Here is a 12,945-nt window from a genome sequence, read left to right as displayed (position 1 = left end):
CTGACAGAGCGATCTGACACCCGAACCAGAGAGTTTGGAGGTGGCACCTCGGACGACTTCGTGCCGAGTTCCCCGGCATCCGCCTCGACTCGGCGCGGTTGAATCCCGCCGCACATGCATCGGTTGTGCGGCCAGATCCGGGAGGTACGCGTGACGACTTCACGACCTTCAGTGAAAGCAGCAGATCCCTCGGCCCGTGACGGCTCTGCGTTCGAGTTCGAACGCAACGGCGCCGAGCAGCCTGCAGCGGACCGGCCCAGAACCCCTCTAGCGGACGTCGTGGTGAAGGGCCGCAACGTCGAGGTTCCCGATCATTTCCGAATCCACGTGGAGGAGAAGCTCTCCCGACTCGAGCGTTTCGATCCGTCGATCCACCTGTTCGATGTCGAACTGTTCCACGAACGCAATCGCCGCCAGCGCAAGAACTGCCAGCGCCTCGAGATCACCGTGCGCGGCAAGGGACCGGTGGCCCGGTCCGAGGCCTGTGCGGACAGCTTCTACGCCGCCCTCGAGTCGGCCGTGGAGAAACTGGAGAGCCGCCTGCGCCGCAGCAAGGATCGGCGGCGCGTGCACTACGGGGAGAAGACCCCCCTCTCGGTGGCCGAGGCCACGGCCACGCTGATCGATGAGGCGGTGCCGGCCCCCGGCAACGGGACCGTCACCCACGAACATCGGTCCGAGGACACGGAATCCGGCGAATACGCCGGGCCGGGTCACATCGTCCGGACCAAGGTGCATCCGGCGAATCCCATGTCGGTCGACGACGCGCTCTACCAGATGGAACTCGTCGGCCACGATTTCTTCCTCTTCCACGACCGCGACACCGACCGACCGTCGGTCGTCTATCGCCGCCACGCCTTCGACTACGGCCTGATCCGGCTCGCGTAGCGGCATCCGATTCGCGCACGGGGCCGATGGTTTCCGCCTTCGGCCCCTCGTCGCCAGGCTGTCCGGTCCGGACAGCGAGCAGGGGGAATTGCAGCGCCGGTGCCTTATCATAGGTATTGAACGGTCCTGTGACCGAGGGGAGGGGAATTCGATCGGCGCACCCGTGGGGGGCGCTTCCGATTTAGCATTGTGGATTCTGCCGGAGAATCGAGTTCGAATACTTCGACTCGGTGTATTCGGCGTGCTCATGAAACCGAGGAACGACATTATGCTGGCGTACGAACGACCGACTCTGGTCCGAATCGGCTCTTTCCAGGAGGTTACGGAAGGCTTCTCCAGCTTCCTGCCCGAGTTCCCCTTCGGGGACCAGAACTGGCCGAACTGAACGCGTCGAGCCGCGGCTCGGCCGGTGCGCCGGTGCGCCGTCGCGGCTCGTCCGGATTCGGCTGATTTCGCAGAATCGAACCGAATTCAGGGGGGAACATTGGCTGTGCTGTCGAGCGCGCCGTCATGGTTTCTGGTTCTAGCCGACGGGCCGGGCGCGGAAATCGTCGCCGATCGGGTGCGTGCTGAATACGGAAGCGTGCGGGAAATATCTCATCCGAGTGACCGCCCGTGGGTCATCGGGCATTGGGAGGAATCCGAAGTCGCCGTGTTCCGAGGCCGCGACGAGGCCTGTGCGGCCATCGGCGAGCACGATATGCCGCCCGGCAGGCTCGCCGGTCTCGGCGCCGAACTCTTCGGCCGGGCGACGGCCTCGGCCCCCGGCAGCTTCCATGTGATCGGCTCCCGTCCCGGCCGAGTATGCGTGCGCGGCACGGCCTCCGGGTTGCGGCGGGTCTTCCATGCCGTGGTGGACGGCGTCCGAGTCGCGAGCGACCGCGCCGATGTCCTCGCCACGCTGGCCCGAGCCGAGATCGACCGACAGCAACTCGCGCTCCTGCTGCTGTACGTCGTGCCCTGGCCGCTGCCGTTCCGGTCCGTCTGGTCCGGCATCGAGGTGGTATGGCCCGGCCACACGCTCGAGCTCGACCACCACGGCCACGCCGCGCAGCACCGGTGGTGGCAGCCGCCGGCCGCCGAACTCACGCTGGCAGAGGGCGCCGAATTGCTCCGAGCCCGCCTGCGAGAGGCCGTCGAACTGAGAACCGCGGGCAAGCGCCGCGTGGCGTCCGATCTGGGCGGCGTGGATTCGACGGCGCTCTGTTCTCTCGCCGCCCGCAGCGGCGCCGAGGTCGTGGCCATCACCGCGACCAGCCCCGACGACCTGGACGACGACATCCGCTGGGCCCGCGACACCGTGGCCGGGCTGGGCTCGGTCGAACATGTCGTGATCGGCGCCGACGAACTACCCCTGACCTACGACGGGATCCGCACCACCGACGACCGCTTCGACGAGCCGTGCATCGTCCAGGTCAACAAGGCCAAACTGGAGGCGGTCTGCCATCGCAGCGTCGACCTGGACACGCAGATCCGGTTCGTGGGATTCGGTGGCGACGAAATTCTCCGGGTGAGCTGGGGGTGGCTGCACGCGACCGTCCGACGGGATCCGCTGACGGCCATCCGCACGGCGCGGCGTTGGTCGGCGAAGCACAAGTATCCGCTGTGGCGGGTAGGAATGCAGATGGCCGGAAACAAATCGTACCGAGAACATTTGACCGATATCGCCGACAATATTGTGTCGACCCCGGCCTGGGCGCCCGATCCGGCGATAAATTGGGGCCTCGGCATCATATCTCCGCCGTGGCTCACCACCGGCGCATCGGAAACGGTGCGCGATGCGATACGCGAATGCGCGAAAGACGCCGAGCCCTTGGCCCAGGATCGCGGGCTGCATCAAACGCTGGAACAGCTGTACGGTGTCGCGCGCGGCGCTCGATTATGCCAGCAATTCGCCAGAAGAATAGGCGTGCCCACCGCGGCGCCCTATCTCGACGATTCGGTGGTGGGGGCCGCCTTGTCGGTGCGCCCGCCGGAGCGGGTCGACACCGGTCGATACAAGCCGCTGCTGGCCGAGGCTATGGCCGGAATCGTGCCGGAAACGTCTCGTCATCGCGGCACCAAGGCCAATACTTCGGCGGGCGTCGCGCGCGGTCTGCGGCGGCACCGCGGGGATATTCTCGCGTTGCTGGAGAATTCCCGGCTCGCCGAACTCGGAATAATCGACTCTGCGGCGGTCCGAGATCTGTGCGCCCAACCTCTGCTGATCGATAAGCACCGCGCCTCGCTCGACCTGACCATCGCCGTGGAGGCGTGGCTACGGGGGGAATCATGAATTCACTGTTCCTGGACAAGGTTTCGCTGGCCGAGACCGACTACGGCGTCATGGTGCTCGACGAGCGCAGCGGCGTCTACTGGGGTCTCAACGGCTCGGCCGCCGTGGCGCTGCGGGAGTTCGCGGAGTCGCGCAGTCTCACCGCCGCGGTAGCGGCCGTCACGACGAAGTACGACGTAGCCGAGCAGCAGGCATTGGACGACATCCGCGCGCTGCTCGGCGAACTGCGGTCCGCCGGCCTGATCGGCGACTGGGAAACCACCTCGGAGTTGTCGTGACAACGCACCATCCGCTGTTCCACGACCCCCGCGTGACGTCCCTGCGGGTGCGGATCCTCATCCACGTCCTGGTGGCCGTCGCCCGCGTCCTGGCGAAGGCGAAACCGGCCCGAATCCGAGCGATCCTGGCGATACTCCGAATCGGTACCGCGCCCGCCACATTCGAGGCCGCGAGCGTCGCGCACGAGCAGGTCACGGCGGTCAGCTACGCGTGTGTCGGGCCGCGCTCGTGCCTGCTGCGCTCGATCGCGATCACCCTGCTGTGCCGGACCAGAGGCCAATGGCCGACCTGGCGGGTCGGCGTCCGCAGGCTGCCGCCGATGGCCGCGCACGCGTGGGTGGAAGCCGAGGGCGAACCGGTGGGCGAGTCGTTCACCGGTGACTACTACGCCGTCCTGATGTCCGTTTGTCTGTGACACCGTGTCTCGATTTTATTCTTACCTCCGAGTAAGTTTGGTGGCCAGGTGGTTCTCTCGAAAGGATTCCCATGGCAACCCAGGGCGCTCGCCGTGCCGTCATCGTCTCCGGGGCTCGCACACCGTTCGTGCGGGCGTTCACCGACTACACCCGGATGGACTCCATCGATCTGGCCGATGCGGCGGTTGCCGGACTGCTGGAGCGGACCGGGCTGCCCAAGGAGCAGGTGCAGGCGATCGTGTGGGGCGGGGTCATCCTGCCCAGCGCGGCCCCGAATATCGCCCGCGAGATCGCCTTGGACCTGAAGCTCGACCCGGGCTGCGAGGGCCACACCGTGACCCGGGCCTGTGCGTCCGGACTGCAGGCGGTCACCACGGCGGCGGCGGCTATCGAGCGCGGCGAGTACGACATCATGATCGCCGGCGGCAGCGACTCGACCAGCAACGCCGAGGTCAAGTTGCCGCAGAAGATGGTGCATGCGGCGGCGCCGCTGGCGCTGGGCAAGCCGAAACCCAAGGACTACCTGTCCGCGGTGGCGCAGCTGGCGCCGTTCACCGATCTCCTGCCGCGCCGGCCGAAGATCGAGGAGCGCACCACCGGCGAGGTGATGGGGGAGTCGGCGGAGAAGATGGCCGGTATCCACGGTGTCACCCGCGCCGCGCAGGACGAGTTCGCCGCCCGCTCGCACCACCGGGCCGCCGCGGCCATCGACTCCGGCCGCTTCGACCGCGAAGTGCTGGAAGTCGTGACGCCGGAAGGGAAGTCGATCACCCGCGACGGCCTGGTGCGGGCGAACACCAGCGTCGAGAAGCTGTCGGCCCTGGCGCCGGTGTTCGCGAAGGACGGCACCGTCACCGCTGGCAACGCCAGCCCGCTCACCGACGGGGCCGCCGCGGTGCTGCTGATGAGCGAGGAGAAGGCTCGCGAGCTGGGCCTGCAACCGCTGGCCGCGTTCCGCTCCTGGAGCTACGTCAGCGTCGACCCGCGTGATCAGGTGCTGATCGGCCCGGCCATCTCCATGCCGCGCGCCCTCGACAAGGCCGGAATGTCGCTCGCCGACGTCGATTTCGTCGATATCCACGAGGCGTTCGCCGCCCAGACCCTGTCGGTGCTGGCCGCGCTGGCCAGCGACGACTGGGCCGAGAACCGCCTGGGTCGAGACTCGGCAGTCGGCGAGATCGACCCGGCGATCCTGAACGTGCACGGCGGCTCGGTCTCCCTCGGGCACCCCTTCGGTGCCACGGGCGCCCGCATGGTCACCACCATGGCCAACGAACTCGCGCTGTCCGGCAAGAGCGCCGCCCTGCTGGGCATCTGCGCGGCGGGCGGCATCGGCGCGTCGGCGGTCCTGGAACGCGTCTGAGCGGCGACGGTTTACCGCCCACGTTCAGGCGACGGTTCGCTTCTCTCTGGCGGTGCGGGGAAAGCGGCTGGCGCGCAGCGATACTCAGGCCCGGAAGCGTTCCCAGTGAATCGCGTGCTCGAGCGGACGCCGGGCGCGCCAGCCGAAGCGCTCCAGATCCGGCGTCTGCTGGAACTCGCGCACCGGCCCGACACACAGCCACGCGATCGGACGGATACCCGGCGGCAACTCGATCAGGTCGGTGAGGAACGGGCTGTCGTAGAAGCTCACCCAGCCGACGCCGACGCCCTCGGCGGTGGCCGCCAGCCACAGGTTCTGAATGGCGAGAATCGTGGAGTAGAGCCCGGTTTCGGGGACGGTGGCCCGCCCGAGCACCTGCGGCCCGCCGCGGCTGTCGTCGTGGGTGACGACGATGCCGGTGCCGCTCTCGGTGATGCCCTCGATCTTGATCGGATCGAAGACCCGCGCCCGCTCGGGCGGCAGCGCATCCCGGAATTCGGTGCGCTTCCGCGCGACGTGCGCGGCGAACCGCGCCAGCCGCTGCCGGTCTCGCACGACGACGAAATCCCACGGCTGCGAATTGCCGACGCTGGGCGCGCGGTGCGCGGCGTCGAGGATCCGCAGCAGCGTCTCGTCGTCGACCACTTCCCCGGTGAACTCCGCGCGCACGTCGCGCCGCTGTCGAATCACGTCGTAGATACCGGGTTGAGCCAACACGGGCCTCAGTCAATCAGGCGGGGCGACATCGGTCCGCCGCACCCCGGGAAACCAGCTACACAAAGGCGCACCCCGTATCGGTGAGGGGAACCGATACGGGGTGCGTGAATACGGGAAGCTCAGGCGACGGCCGCCGCGGCCCGGCGGGCGATCCGGCGACGGCCCTCCTGCAGCGCGGTGCGCAGCCCACGGCGGCGACCGGTGGCCGGGTCGATCGTGGACGCGCCGCCGAAGGCGCGCTCGGACCTGGTCTCCGGGGCGTCGTCGGTGCTGCGCCGCAGGTACTTGTTCGGCAGCGACAGCTTGATGATGGTGCGCCACGACTTGGCGTACTGCACCGGCAGCGAGCCGGTGGTGTAGGGCAGGTCGTACTTGTCGCACAGTTCGCGCACCCGCACCGCGATCGCGGCGAGCCGGTTGCTCGGCAGGTCCGGGAACAGGTGATGCTCGATCTGGTGCGAGAGGTTGCCGGTCATGAAGTGCAGCAGCGGGCCACCGGAGATGTTGGCGCTGCCCAGCATCTGCCGCAGGTACCACTGGCCCTGCGTCTCGCCGTCGATATCGGCCTTGGTGAATTTCTCGGCGCCGTCGGGGAAGTGGCCGCAGAAGATGACCGCGTTGGTCCACACGTTGCGCACCACATTGGCGGTGATGTTGGCCGTCAGTGTGGAGAAGAACGCCGGACCGGTCAGCAGCGGGAAGATCAGATAATCCTTGGCGACCTGCTTGCCGACCTTCTTCAGCACCAAGCGGCGGTCCGCCTCGAACTGCTTGCGCTCCGGGCTGTCGGCGGCCCACTTCTTCTTGGCGACCTTGCCCAGCTCCAAATGCTGGATCGCGACGCCGTATTCGAAGAACATCTGCAGCAGCAGGTTGTACACCGGCTGGCCGAGATAGAACGGCGCCCAGCGCTGGTCGCGGGTGACGCGCAGCAGGCCGTAGCCGATGTCGTCGTCCATGCCCAGCACGTTGGTGTACTTGTGGTGCAGGAAGTTGTGCGTGATCTTCCAGTGCTCGGACGGGCCGACGTTGTCCCACTCCCACGTCGCGGAGTGGACCTCGGGATCGTTCATCCAATCCCACTGGCCGTGCATGACGTTGTGGCCGATCTCCATGTTCTCGATGATCTTCGCGGTGCTCAGCAGCGCCGTGCCGGCCAGCCAGGCCGGCGGCAGGAAGCTCGCGAACAGCACCGCGCGGCCGGAGATCTCGAGCGCGCGCTGTAGCCGGATCACATTGCGGATGTACTTGGCGTCGCGCTCGCCACGGGACGCCTCGATCTCGCGCCGGATCGAATCCAGCTCGGCACCGATGGCCTCCACATCCTCGGGAGTGAGGTGGGCGTATTCCTTGACATCCGAGATCGCCATGCCGGTTACACTACCGTAGGTTACGGCTCCGTAGGTTGTGGCTTTATCGATTCACAACTGTGGCGTACGCCGCATTGTGATCGAGACCAACATGTGCTTAATTGGACCGCTGACGTCGGCGTACCCGTCGAATCGCGCGCTCGCGCAACGCCCGCTGCCGCAGCACCTTCTTCTCCTGGCGAGCCTTGTCCTGCAGGGCCACTTTGGCCTCCTGCAGCGACTCCTTCTCGTGGCGCGCCTTCTCCTTCAGCGCCACCTTGGCCTCGGCCAGCGCCGAGCGCAACCCGCGGCGCTGCCCGGTCACCGGATCGACCGGCCAGTGGTTCTCGGCCCACTGCTCGGTGCTCGGCAACGCGGGCAGGGTCAGCCCGGCGAACTTGCGCTCCGAGGATGTCTCGGGGGCGTCGTCGGCGGTGCGCCGCAGGAACCGGTCCGGCAGCGCCAGCTTGTGGATGGTGCGGAAGGCGAGCAGATACTGCTTGCCCAGCGAGCCCGTGGTGTAGGGCAGGTCGTATTTGTCGCACAGCTCCCGCACTCGGCGGGCGACCTCGGGGTAGCGGTTGCTCGGCAGGTCGGGGAACAGATGGTGCTCGATCTGATAGCACAGGTTCCCGCTCATGAACGCCATCACGGGGCCCGCGGAGAAGTTCGCGCTGCCGAGCATCTGCCGCAGATACCACTCGCCGCGGGTCTCACCCTCCAACTGCTCGATGGTGAATTTCTCCGCGCCGTCGGGGAAGTGGCCGCAGAAGATGACCGCGTATGCCCACAGGTTGCGGACCAGGTTGGCGGCCGCGTTGGCCTGGAGCGTCGACTTCCAGCCGGGACCGGTGAGCGCCGGGTAGATCACGAAGTCCTTGGCGACCTGGCGGGCGATCTTGCGTCCGAACGCCCGGTTCGGCTCGGACATCACCTGCCAGCGCGGAGTGTCGGACAATTCCCTGTCGATGCTCCAGTCGTGCAGGGCGATACCCCACTCGAAGGTCGCGGCCAGCACCAGATTCGCCGCGGGCTGCGCCAGGTGTACCGGTCGCCACTCCTCGTCGCGGGTCATCCGCAGGATCCCGAAACCGAGGTCCTCGTCCTTGCCGAGCACGTTGGTGTAGGTGTGGTGCGAGTAGTTGTGCGCCCGCCGCCACTGCGCCGACGGCCCCGTCATATCCCACTCCCAGGTGGTGGAGTGGATTTCCGGGTCGTTCATCCAGTCCCACTGCCCGTGGCTGATGTTGTGCCCGAGTTCCATGTTCTCGATGATCTTGGCGACCGAGAGCATCGCGGTGCCGGCCACCCAGGCCCACCGGTTACGCCCGGCGAACAGCGTCGCGCGGGCTGCCGCCTCCAGCATGCGCTGAGCGCGGATGGTGCGCCGGATGTAGGTCGCGTCGCGTTCGCCGAGCGATAGCTCCACGTCCCGGCGGATCGTGTCCAGTTCTTGACCCAGGGTCTCGATATCGGCCGCCGTCAGATGGGCGAACCCCTTGATATCGGTGATTGCCACCGCGTCTCCTGCTCCCTGTGCTCGGTGCCGTGCCTTCGGTACGGCGTGTTCGCGGCCCGGAGGCTCGACTACCCTCGAGGGTATCGGGTTTCGGTGAACCCGCGGCCGCGGATGATGGTGCCCTCGGCTATACGTCGAGGGTGCAGTCGCCGGCAGCGGCCGAGATGCAGGTCTGGATCTTCTCTCCCGCTTGATGTTCCGTGCCGTTGCGCAGATCGCGCACGTGGCCGTCGGTGAGAGACACGACACAGGTCTGGCAGATGCCCATACGGCAGCCGAACGGCATCTGCACGCCGGCGTCCTCACCGGCCTGCATCAGCGTGGTGGCGCCGTCGACGGTCGCGGTGCGCCCGCTGCGGCCGAAGGTGACGGTGCCGCCCTGCCCGACCGCGGAGCGTTCCACCTCGAACCGCTCGATGTGCAGCTTGTCGCTGAGTCCCGCTGCGGCCCAGTGCTTTTCGATGTCGTCGAGCATTCCCAGCGGGCCGCAGGCCCAGGTCTCGCGCTCGCGCCAGTCCGGGAACAGCGCATCGAGGCGGTCCAGCGTGAACTTGCCCTGCTCGCCGGTCAGGTGCCGGTGCGAGGTGAAGCTCGGATGCCGGTCGTGCAACTCGCTCAGCTCGGCGCCGAACAACACGTCGTCGGCGGAGCGGGCGGAGTGCACGTGCACCACGTCGGGCCAGCTGCCGCGCCGGTCCATGGTGCGCAGCATGGCCATCACGGGCGTGATGCCGCTGCCCGCGGTCAGGAACAGCACCTTCGCCGGCGGCGGCTCCGGCAGCACGAACCCGCCCTGCGGTGCGGCCAGCCGCACGATGGTCCCCTCGGGGACCCCGTTGACAAGGTGGCTGGACAGGAAACCTTCCGGCATCGCCTTGACCGCGATGGAGATCAGGCGCTTGGACCGGCTGTCGGGATCGGTCCAGTCCGGCGGGCAGGTCAGCGAGTAGGACCGCCAGTGCCAGCGGCCGCCGACCAGTACTCCGATGCCGATGTACTGACCGGGCGTGAACTTGAAATCGAAGCCCCAGCCCGGCTTGATGACCAGCGTGACCGCGTCGGTGGTCTCCTTGCGCACCGACACGATGCGCCCGCGCAGCTCGCGCGCCGACCAGAGCGGGTTGATCAGATGCAGATAGTCGTCCGGCAGCAGCGGAGTGGTGACCCGGGCGGCCGCGCCGCGGAGCGCGTTCAGCCGCGTCCGGCCGGACATCTTCGCCTCGGCGACCGGTGCCTCCAACCATTCTCGGACGCCTTGTACCGATTTCAGGACCATCGTGCGGATGCTCATTTCACTGTGTTGAACGATGCCGGCGCGCTCCACCGCGCGCTCTCCCGGTGCCAGGTTACGGCATCGTAGGTTACCGCGGCACGCTCACATCAGATCCAGCAGGAACGGCAGCTCCTGGGTGGCGTACCAGGCCAGTTGATGGTCCTCGGCGTCGCCCAGCACGAACTCGGCGTCCTCGTCGCCCAGGTCGGCGGCGTCGACGACGTCCACGGCCTTGGCCACGGCCGGCTCCGCCTCGGCCAGGTCGACGTGCACCGAGGCGATCCGGTTGTAGGTGATCGGGCCGGACAGCCGGACCACCGCGTCGTCCAGGTCGGGGCGCAGCGCGGCGCCGGTGACGTCGGCGGCGATCACCGCGCGGCGGTAGACCGGGCCGGAATACGGGTGCTCGGGGTCGTCGTCACCGGCGTGCAGGCCCGCCGCCTCGCGCTCCTCGGCGAGCAGGCGCAGCGCCGCGCGCGCGGCCTCGCCCATCGCCACCTCAGCCAGTTCCTCGTCGTCGCCGGAGGCGTAGGCCTCGCGCAGCGCCGGGGTCACCGCGAACGCCGTGTCGTTGATCGCGCGGAGTTCCCGGTCGGCCACCAGCTCGCGCAGCATCGGGACGGTCGCCGGAACGTAGACGCGTAGCTTCCGGTCGCCCGCGGGCTTGCCGGACTCACTGGACGCAGGCACCGAGCATCTCCTCCATGGATTCGTGCACCGCCGCGGACAGTACTCCGATATCGGCCATCGCATCGCGGTCGGCATTCAGACCGTAGAACACGCGGCCGTCGTAGGACGTGATGCCGATGCTCGAGGCCTGGTTGCGCAGCAGCGGCGATACCGGATACATCTCCAGCATCCGCGCGCCGCCGATGTACATCGGCCGTTGCGGACCCGGCGCGTTGGTGATCACCAGATCGAACGTGTGCTCTGCGAACGTACTCGCCGCGCGCACGCTCATGGCGTGCAGGCTCGCCGGGGCGAACCCGGCCATGTGCACCAGGGTGCGGGCCCGCACGCCGCGCCGGTGCCGGGCGTGCGCCTCGGTCGCGTGCGAGATGTGCGAGAGCCGCATCACCGGATTCGCCTCGCCCACCGGCAGATCGATCACGAACGACGACACCTCGCTGGCCGGTTTCATCCGGTCGCCGTGCTGCCCCTCGATGTACACCGACATCGGGACCACCGTCCGCAGCACCGCGGACTCGGTGAGCACCTCGTCGCGTGACTGCAGGAAGATGCGCAGCGCGCCGGTCACCACGGCCAGGATCACGTCGTTGATGGAGCAGTCGAAGCGCCGCCGGATCTTGCGGTAGTCCTCCAGATCGGTCCGGACCACGTCGAAGCGGCGGTTGCGGGAGGTGCGGGCGTGGAACGGGCCGTCGCGGCCGGGAGCGGTGCCGCGCAGCCACGACACGGCCTTCTCCAACGCGCGCCCGCCGGCCAGCCCGAAGGCGTCGCCGCCGGCCTGCCGCAGCACCTCGAACGCCTCGCGCGGCTGCCCGGCCAGCTCGACCAGCGCCATCGCCAGCAGTTCGACCTCGCCGGGCTCGCGCACCGCGATCCAGGCGTCGTCGGCGACCTCGCGCGGCGACGGTCCGGCGTCGAGGATGACGTGCCCGATCTCCAGCGCGGTGCCGCCGTCGACCAGCGCGGAATGCGTCTTGGTGAACACCGCGCGGCGGCCGTCCGACAGCCCCTCGATCAGGTACATCTCCCACAGCGGACGGGTGGGGTCCAGCGGCCGCGAGGCCAGTCGGGCCACCAGGTCGTGCAACTGCGCGTCGGTGCCCGGACCGGGCAGCGCCGAGCGGCGCACGTGATAGGTGATGTCGAACCGGCCGTCGTCCACCCACACCGGGCGGCCCAGGCCGAAGGGGATCTCACGCACCTTGCGGCGATAGCGCGGGACCAGGGCGAGCCGCTGCTCCACCAGGTCGACGAGACCGTCGTAGTCCAGCGACGCCCCGCCGGAGTCGCCGGCGCCATCGCGCACGATCGCGAGGGATCCGATGTGCATCGGATTGCTGCTCGACTCGAGCCGGTGGAACGACGCGTCCTGCGGCGTCAGTCTCGTGATCACGCTGCCGGGTGCTCCTTCCGATACCCGCTCCATTGTGATGTCACACAAACCGTTCGCGCCCCGGCGTGTGGGACATGTCGCGATACCGGGGGAAAGCCTTTGCGCTCGGCGGTCCCCATGGCATGCTGGTCCGATTCGTGTCAGGGGGAGACGACTACGAGGGGGAATCCGTGGGCAGCCGACGCCGGTCTCTGTCACGCGCGCCGAGTTTCGAGCCGCCGCTGGAGGGCGCCGGTGATTCCGGCGATCCGATGCGGCACGGTGGTCCGGCGAGCCGAGCCACGCTGCCCTGCCATCGTGCGTCCGCTCGTGGACCGGCGGCCGGCGCCCCGGGCCGGGCGCCGCGCCGCTCGCCGCACGACGGACGCTCTACATCGTACGCTTCCCAGGGCGAAACAGATTCCGCGACAAAGCGATTCGCCGAACGATCGCTGCGCCTGGTGCTGGAGGTGGTGGACGGCCGGCGGCCGGTCGCCCAGCTCGGACCGGTCGCCGAGCCGACGGTGCTCGCGGCGGTCGAGACCCTCGCCCGCACCGGCGCCGCCGAGCGGCGGCTGGGCCCGGCGGTGCTGGCATCGGTGCGGACGACGACCGTGGCGCCCGGCGCCGCCGAGGTCTGCGGCGGTTACGATCGCGGCAACCGGCGCTTCGCCGTCGCGGCCCGCATAGTCGCGCGCCGCGGTGAGTGGCGGTTGGCCGCACTGCGGCTCAGGTGAACGCGGCGCCTACCATGGAGGCCGCATTACCATGGGCGTTGCCGCGGCATCCGCGTAACCGGACCCC

Annotated in this window: 13 protein-coding genes; 7 read left to right on the top strand and 6 right to left on the bottom strand. The window is 68.5% G+C overall.

What is annotated here, in order from left to right:
• Window positions 1-279: 279 nt before the first annotated feature.
• The 6 genes from hpf (at window position 280) to ACFMRZ_RS15400 (ending at window position 5,221) form a co-directional block, all read left to right on the top strand.
• A complete protein-coding gene (gene hpf, locus ACFMRZ_RS15425) occupies window positions 280-888 on the top strand; it encodes a ribosome hibernation-promoting factor, HPF/YfiA family (protein WP_400182869.1) in 609 nt (202 codons plus the stop codon).
• 247 nt (window positions 889-1,135) lie between these two features.
• The gene (locus ACFMRZ_RS15420) at window positions 1,136-1,273 is read left to right on the top strand and encodes a keywimysin-related RiPP (protein ID WP_400182868.1); all 138 of its coding nucleotides are present in this window, start codon (window positions 1,136-1,138) and stop codon (window positions 1,271-1,273) included.
• Window positions 1,274-1,378: 105 nt separating this feature from the next.
• Entirely contained in the window at window positions 1,379-3,163 is a 1,785-nt protein-coding gene (locus ACFMRZ_RS15415) for an asparagine synthase-related protein (protein ID WP_400182867.1), read from the top strand.
• Complete coding sequence (locus ACFMRZ_RS15410; protein ID WP_400179699.1) at window positions 3,160-3,441, top strand: lasso peptide biosynthesis PqqD family chaperone; 282 nt, start codon at window positions 3,160-3,162, stop codon at window positions 3,439-3,441. Before ACFMRZ_RS15415 ends, ACFMRZ_RS15410 begins: the two co-directional genes overlap by 4 nt.
• Window positions 3,438-3,857, top strand: coding sequence for a lasso peptide biosynthesis B2 protein (locus ACFMRZ_RS15405; RefSeq protein ID WP_400179698.1), 420 nt, complete (start codon window positions 3,438-3,440; stop codon window positions 3,855-3,857). Before ACFMRZ_RS15410 ends, ACFMRZ_RS15405 begins: the two co-directional genes overlap by 4 nt.
• Before the next feature lie 71 nt (window positions 3,858-3,928).
• The gene (locus ACFMRZ_RS15400) at window positions 3,929-5,221 is read left to right on the top strand and encodes an acetyl-CoA C-acyltransferase (protein ID WP_400179697.1); all 1,293 of its coding nucleotides are present in this window, start codon (window positions 3,929-3,931) and stop codon (window positions 5,219-5,221) included.
• 84 nt (window positions 5,222-5,305) lie between these two features.
• Here ACFMRZ_RS15400 and bluB read toward each other — a convergent pair whose 3' ends face one another.
• From bluB to ACFMRZ_RS15370, 6 genes are all read right to left on the bottom strand, one after another.
• Window positions 5,306-5,935, bottom strand: a complete 630-nt coding sequence (gene bluB, locus ACFMRZ_RS15395) for a 5,6-dimethylbenzimidazole synthase (protein WP_400182866.1) — start codon at window positions 5,933-5,935, stop codon at window positions 5,306-5,308.
• Between the two features lie 122 nt (window positions 5,936-6,057).
• On the bottom strand, window positions 6,058-7,308 hold the full coding sequence (locus tag ACFMRZ_RS15390) for a fatty acid desaturase (protein ID WP_280277121.1): 1,251 nt from the start codon (window positions 7,306-7,308) through the stop codon (window positions 6,058-6,060).
• 97 nt (window positions 7,309-7,405) lie between these two features.
• A complete protein-coding gene (locus tag ACFMRZ_RS15385; protein WP_400179696.1) occupies window positions 7,406-8,806 on the bottom strand; it encodes a fatty acid desaturase family protein in 1,401 nt (466 codons plus the stop codon).
• 127 nt (window positions 8,807-8,933) lie between these two features.
• Window positions 8,934-10,097 (bottom strand): ferredoxin reductase, encoded by a 1,164-nt coding sequence (locus ACFMRZ_RS15380; RefSeq protein WP_400179695.1) that lies wholly within the window; start codon window positions 10,095-10,097, stop codon window positions 8,934-8,936.
• Window positions 10,098-10,181: 84 nt separating this feature from the next.
• Entirely contained in the window at window positions 10,182-10,694 is a 513-nt protein-coding gene (locus tag ACFMRZ_RS15375) for a DUF6912 family protein (RefSeq protein WP_400182865.1), read from the bottom strand.
• 58 nt (window positions 10,695-10,752) lie between these two features.
• Window positions 10,753-12,162 carry a wax ester/triacylglycerol synthase family O-acyltransferase gene (locus ACFMRZ_RS15370; protein ID WP_400179694.1) on the bottom strand — a complete coding sequence of 470 codons (1,410 nt, stop codon included), beginning with the start codon at window positions 12,160-12,162 and terminating at the stop codon, window positions 10,753-10,755.
• Between the two features lie 74 nt (window positions 12,163-12,236).
• Here ACFMRZ_RS15370 and ACFMRZ_RS15365 point away from each other — a divergent pair, with 74 nt between their 5' ends.
• Window positions 12,237-12,878 (top strand): Rv3235 family protein, encoded by a 642-nt coding sequence (locus ACFMRZ_RS15365; protein ID WP_400179692.1) that lies wholly within the window; start codon window positions 12,237-12,239, stop codon window positions 12,876-12,878.
• Window positions 12,879-12,945: the final 67 nt, after the last annotated feature.

Source organism: Nocardia sp. N2S4-5 (genome assembly GCF_044628355.1).
Taxonomy (GTDB): domain Bacteria; phylum Actinomycetota; class Actinomycetes; order Mycobacteriales; family Mycobacteriaceae; genus Nocardia; species Nocardia wallacei_B.
The sequence above is the reverse complement of the archived record's forward strand: the minus strand, read 5'-3'. Positions and strand labels throughout refer to the sequence as shown.

What these genes read in the sequence shown, in the direction of transcription:
- ACFMRZ_RS15400 (WP_400179697.1), top strand. Translation starts at nt 3,929, where the DNA reads ATGGCAACCCAGGGCGCTCGCCGTGCCGTCATCGTCTCCGGGGCTCGC.
- ACFMRZ_RS15390 (WP_280277121.1), bottom strand. Translation starts at nt 7,308, where the DNA reads ATGGCGATCTCGGATGTCAAGGAATACGCCCACCTCACTCCCGAGGAT.
- ACFMRZ_RS15420 (WP_400182868.1), top strand. Translation starts at nt 1,136, where the DNA reads ATGAAACCGAGGAACGACATTATGCTGGCGTACGAACGACCGACTCTG.
- ACFMRZ_RS15380 (WP_400179695.1), bottom strand. Translation starts at nt 10,097, where the DNA reads ATGAGCATCCGCACGATGGTCCTGAAATCGGTACAAGGCGTCCGAGAA.
- ACFMRZ_RS15375 (WP_400182865.1), bottom strand. Translation starts at nt 10,694, where the DNA reads ATGCTGCGCGAGCTGGTGGCCGACCGGGAACTCCGCGCGATCAACGAC.
- ACFMRZ_RS15365 (WP_400179692.1), top strand. Translation starts at nt 12,237, where the DNA reads ATGTCGCGATACCGGGGGAAAGCCTTTGCGCTCGGCGGTCCCCATGGC.
- ACFMRZ_RS15410 (WP_400179699.1), top strand. Translation starts at nt 3,160, where the DNA reads ATGAATTCACTGTTCCTGGACAAGGTTTCGCTGGCCGAGACCGACTAC.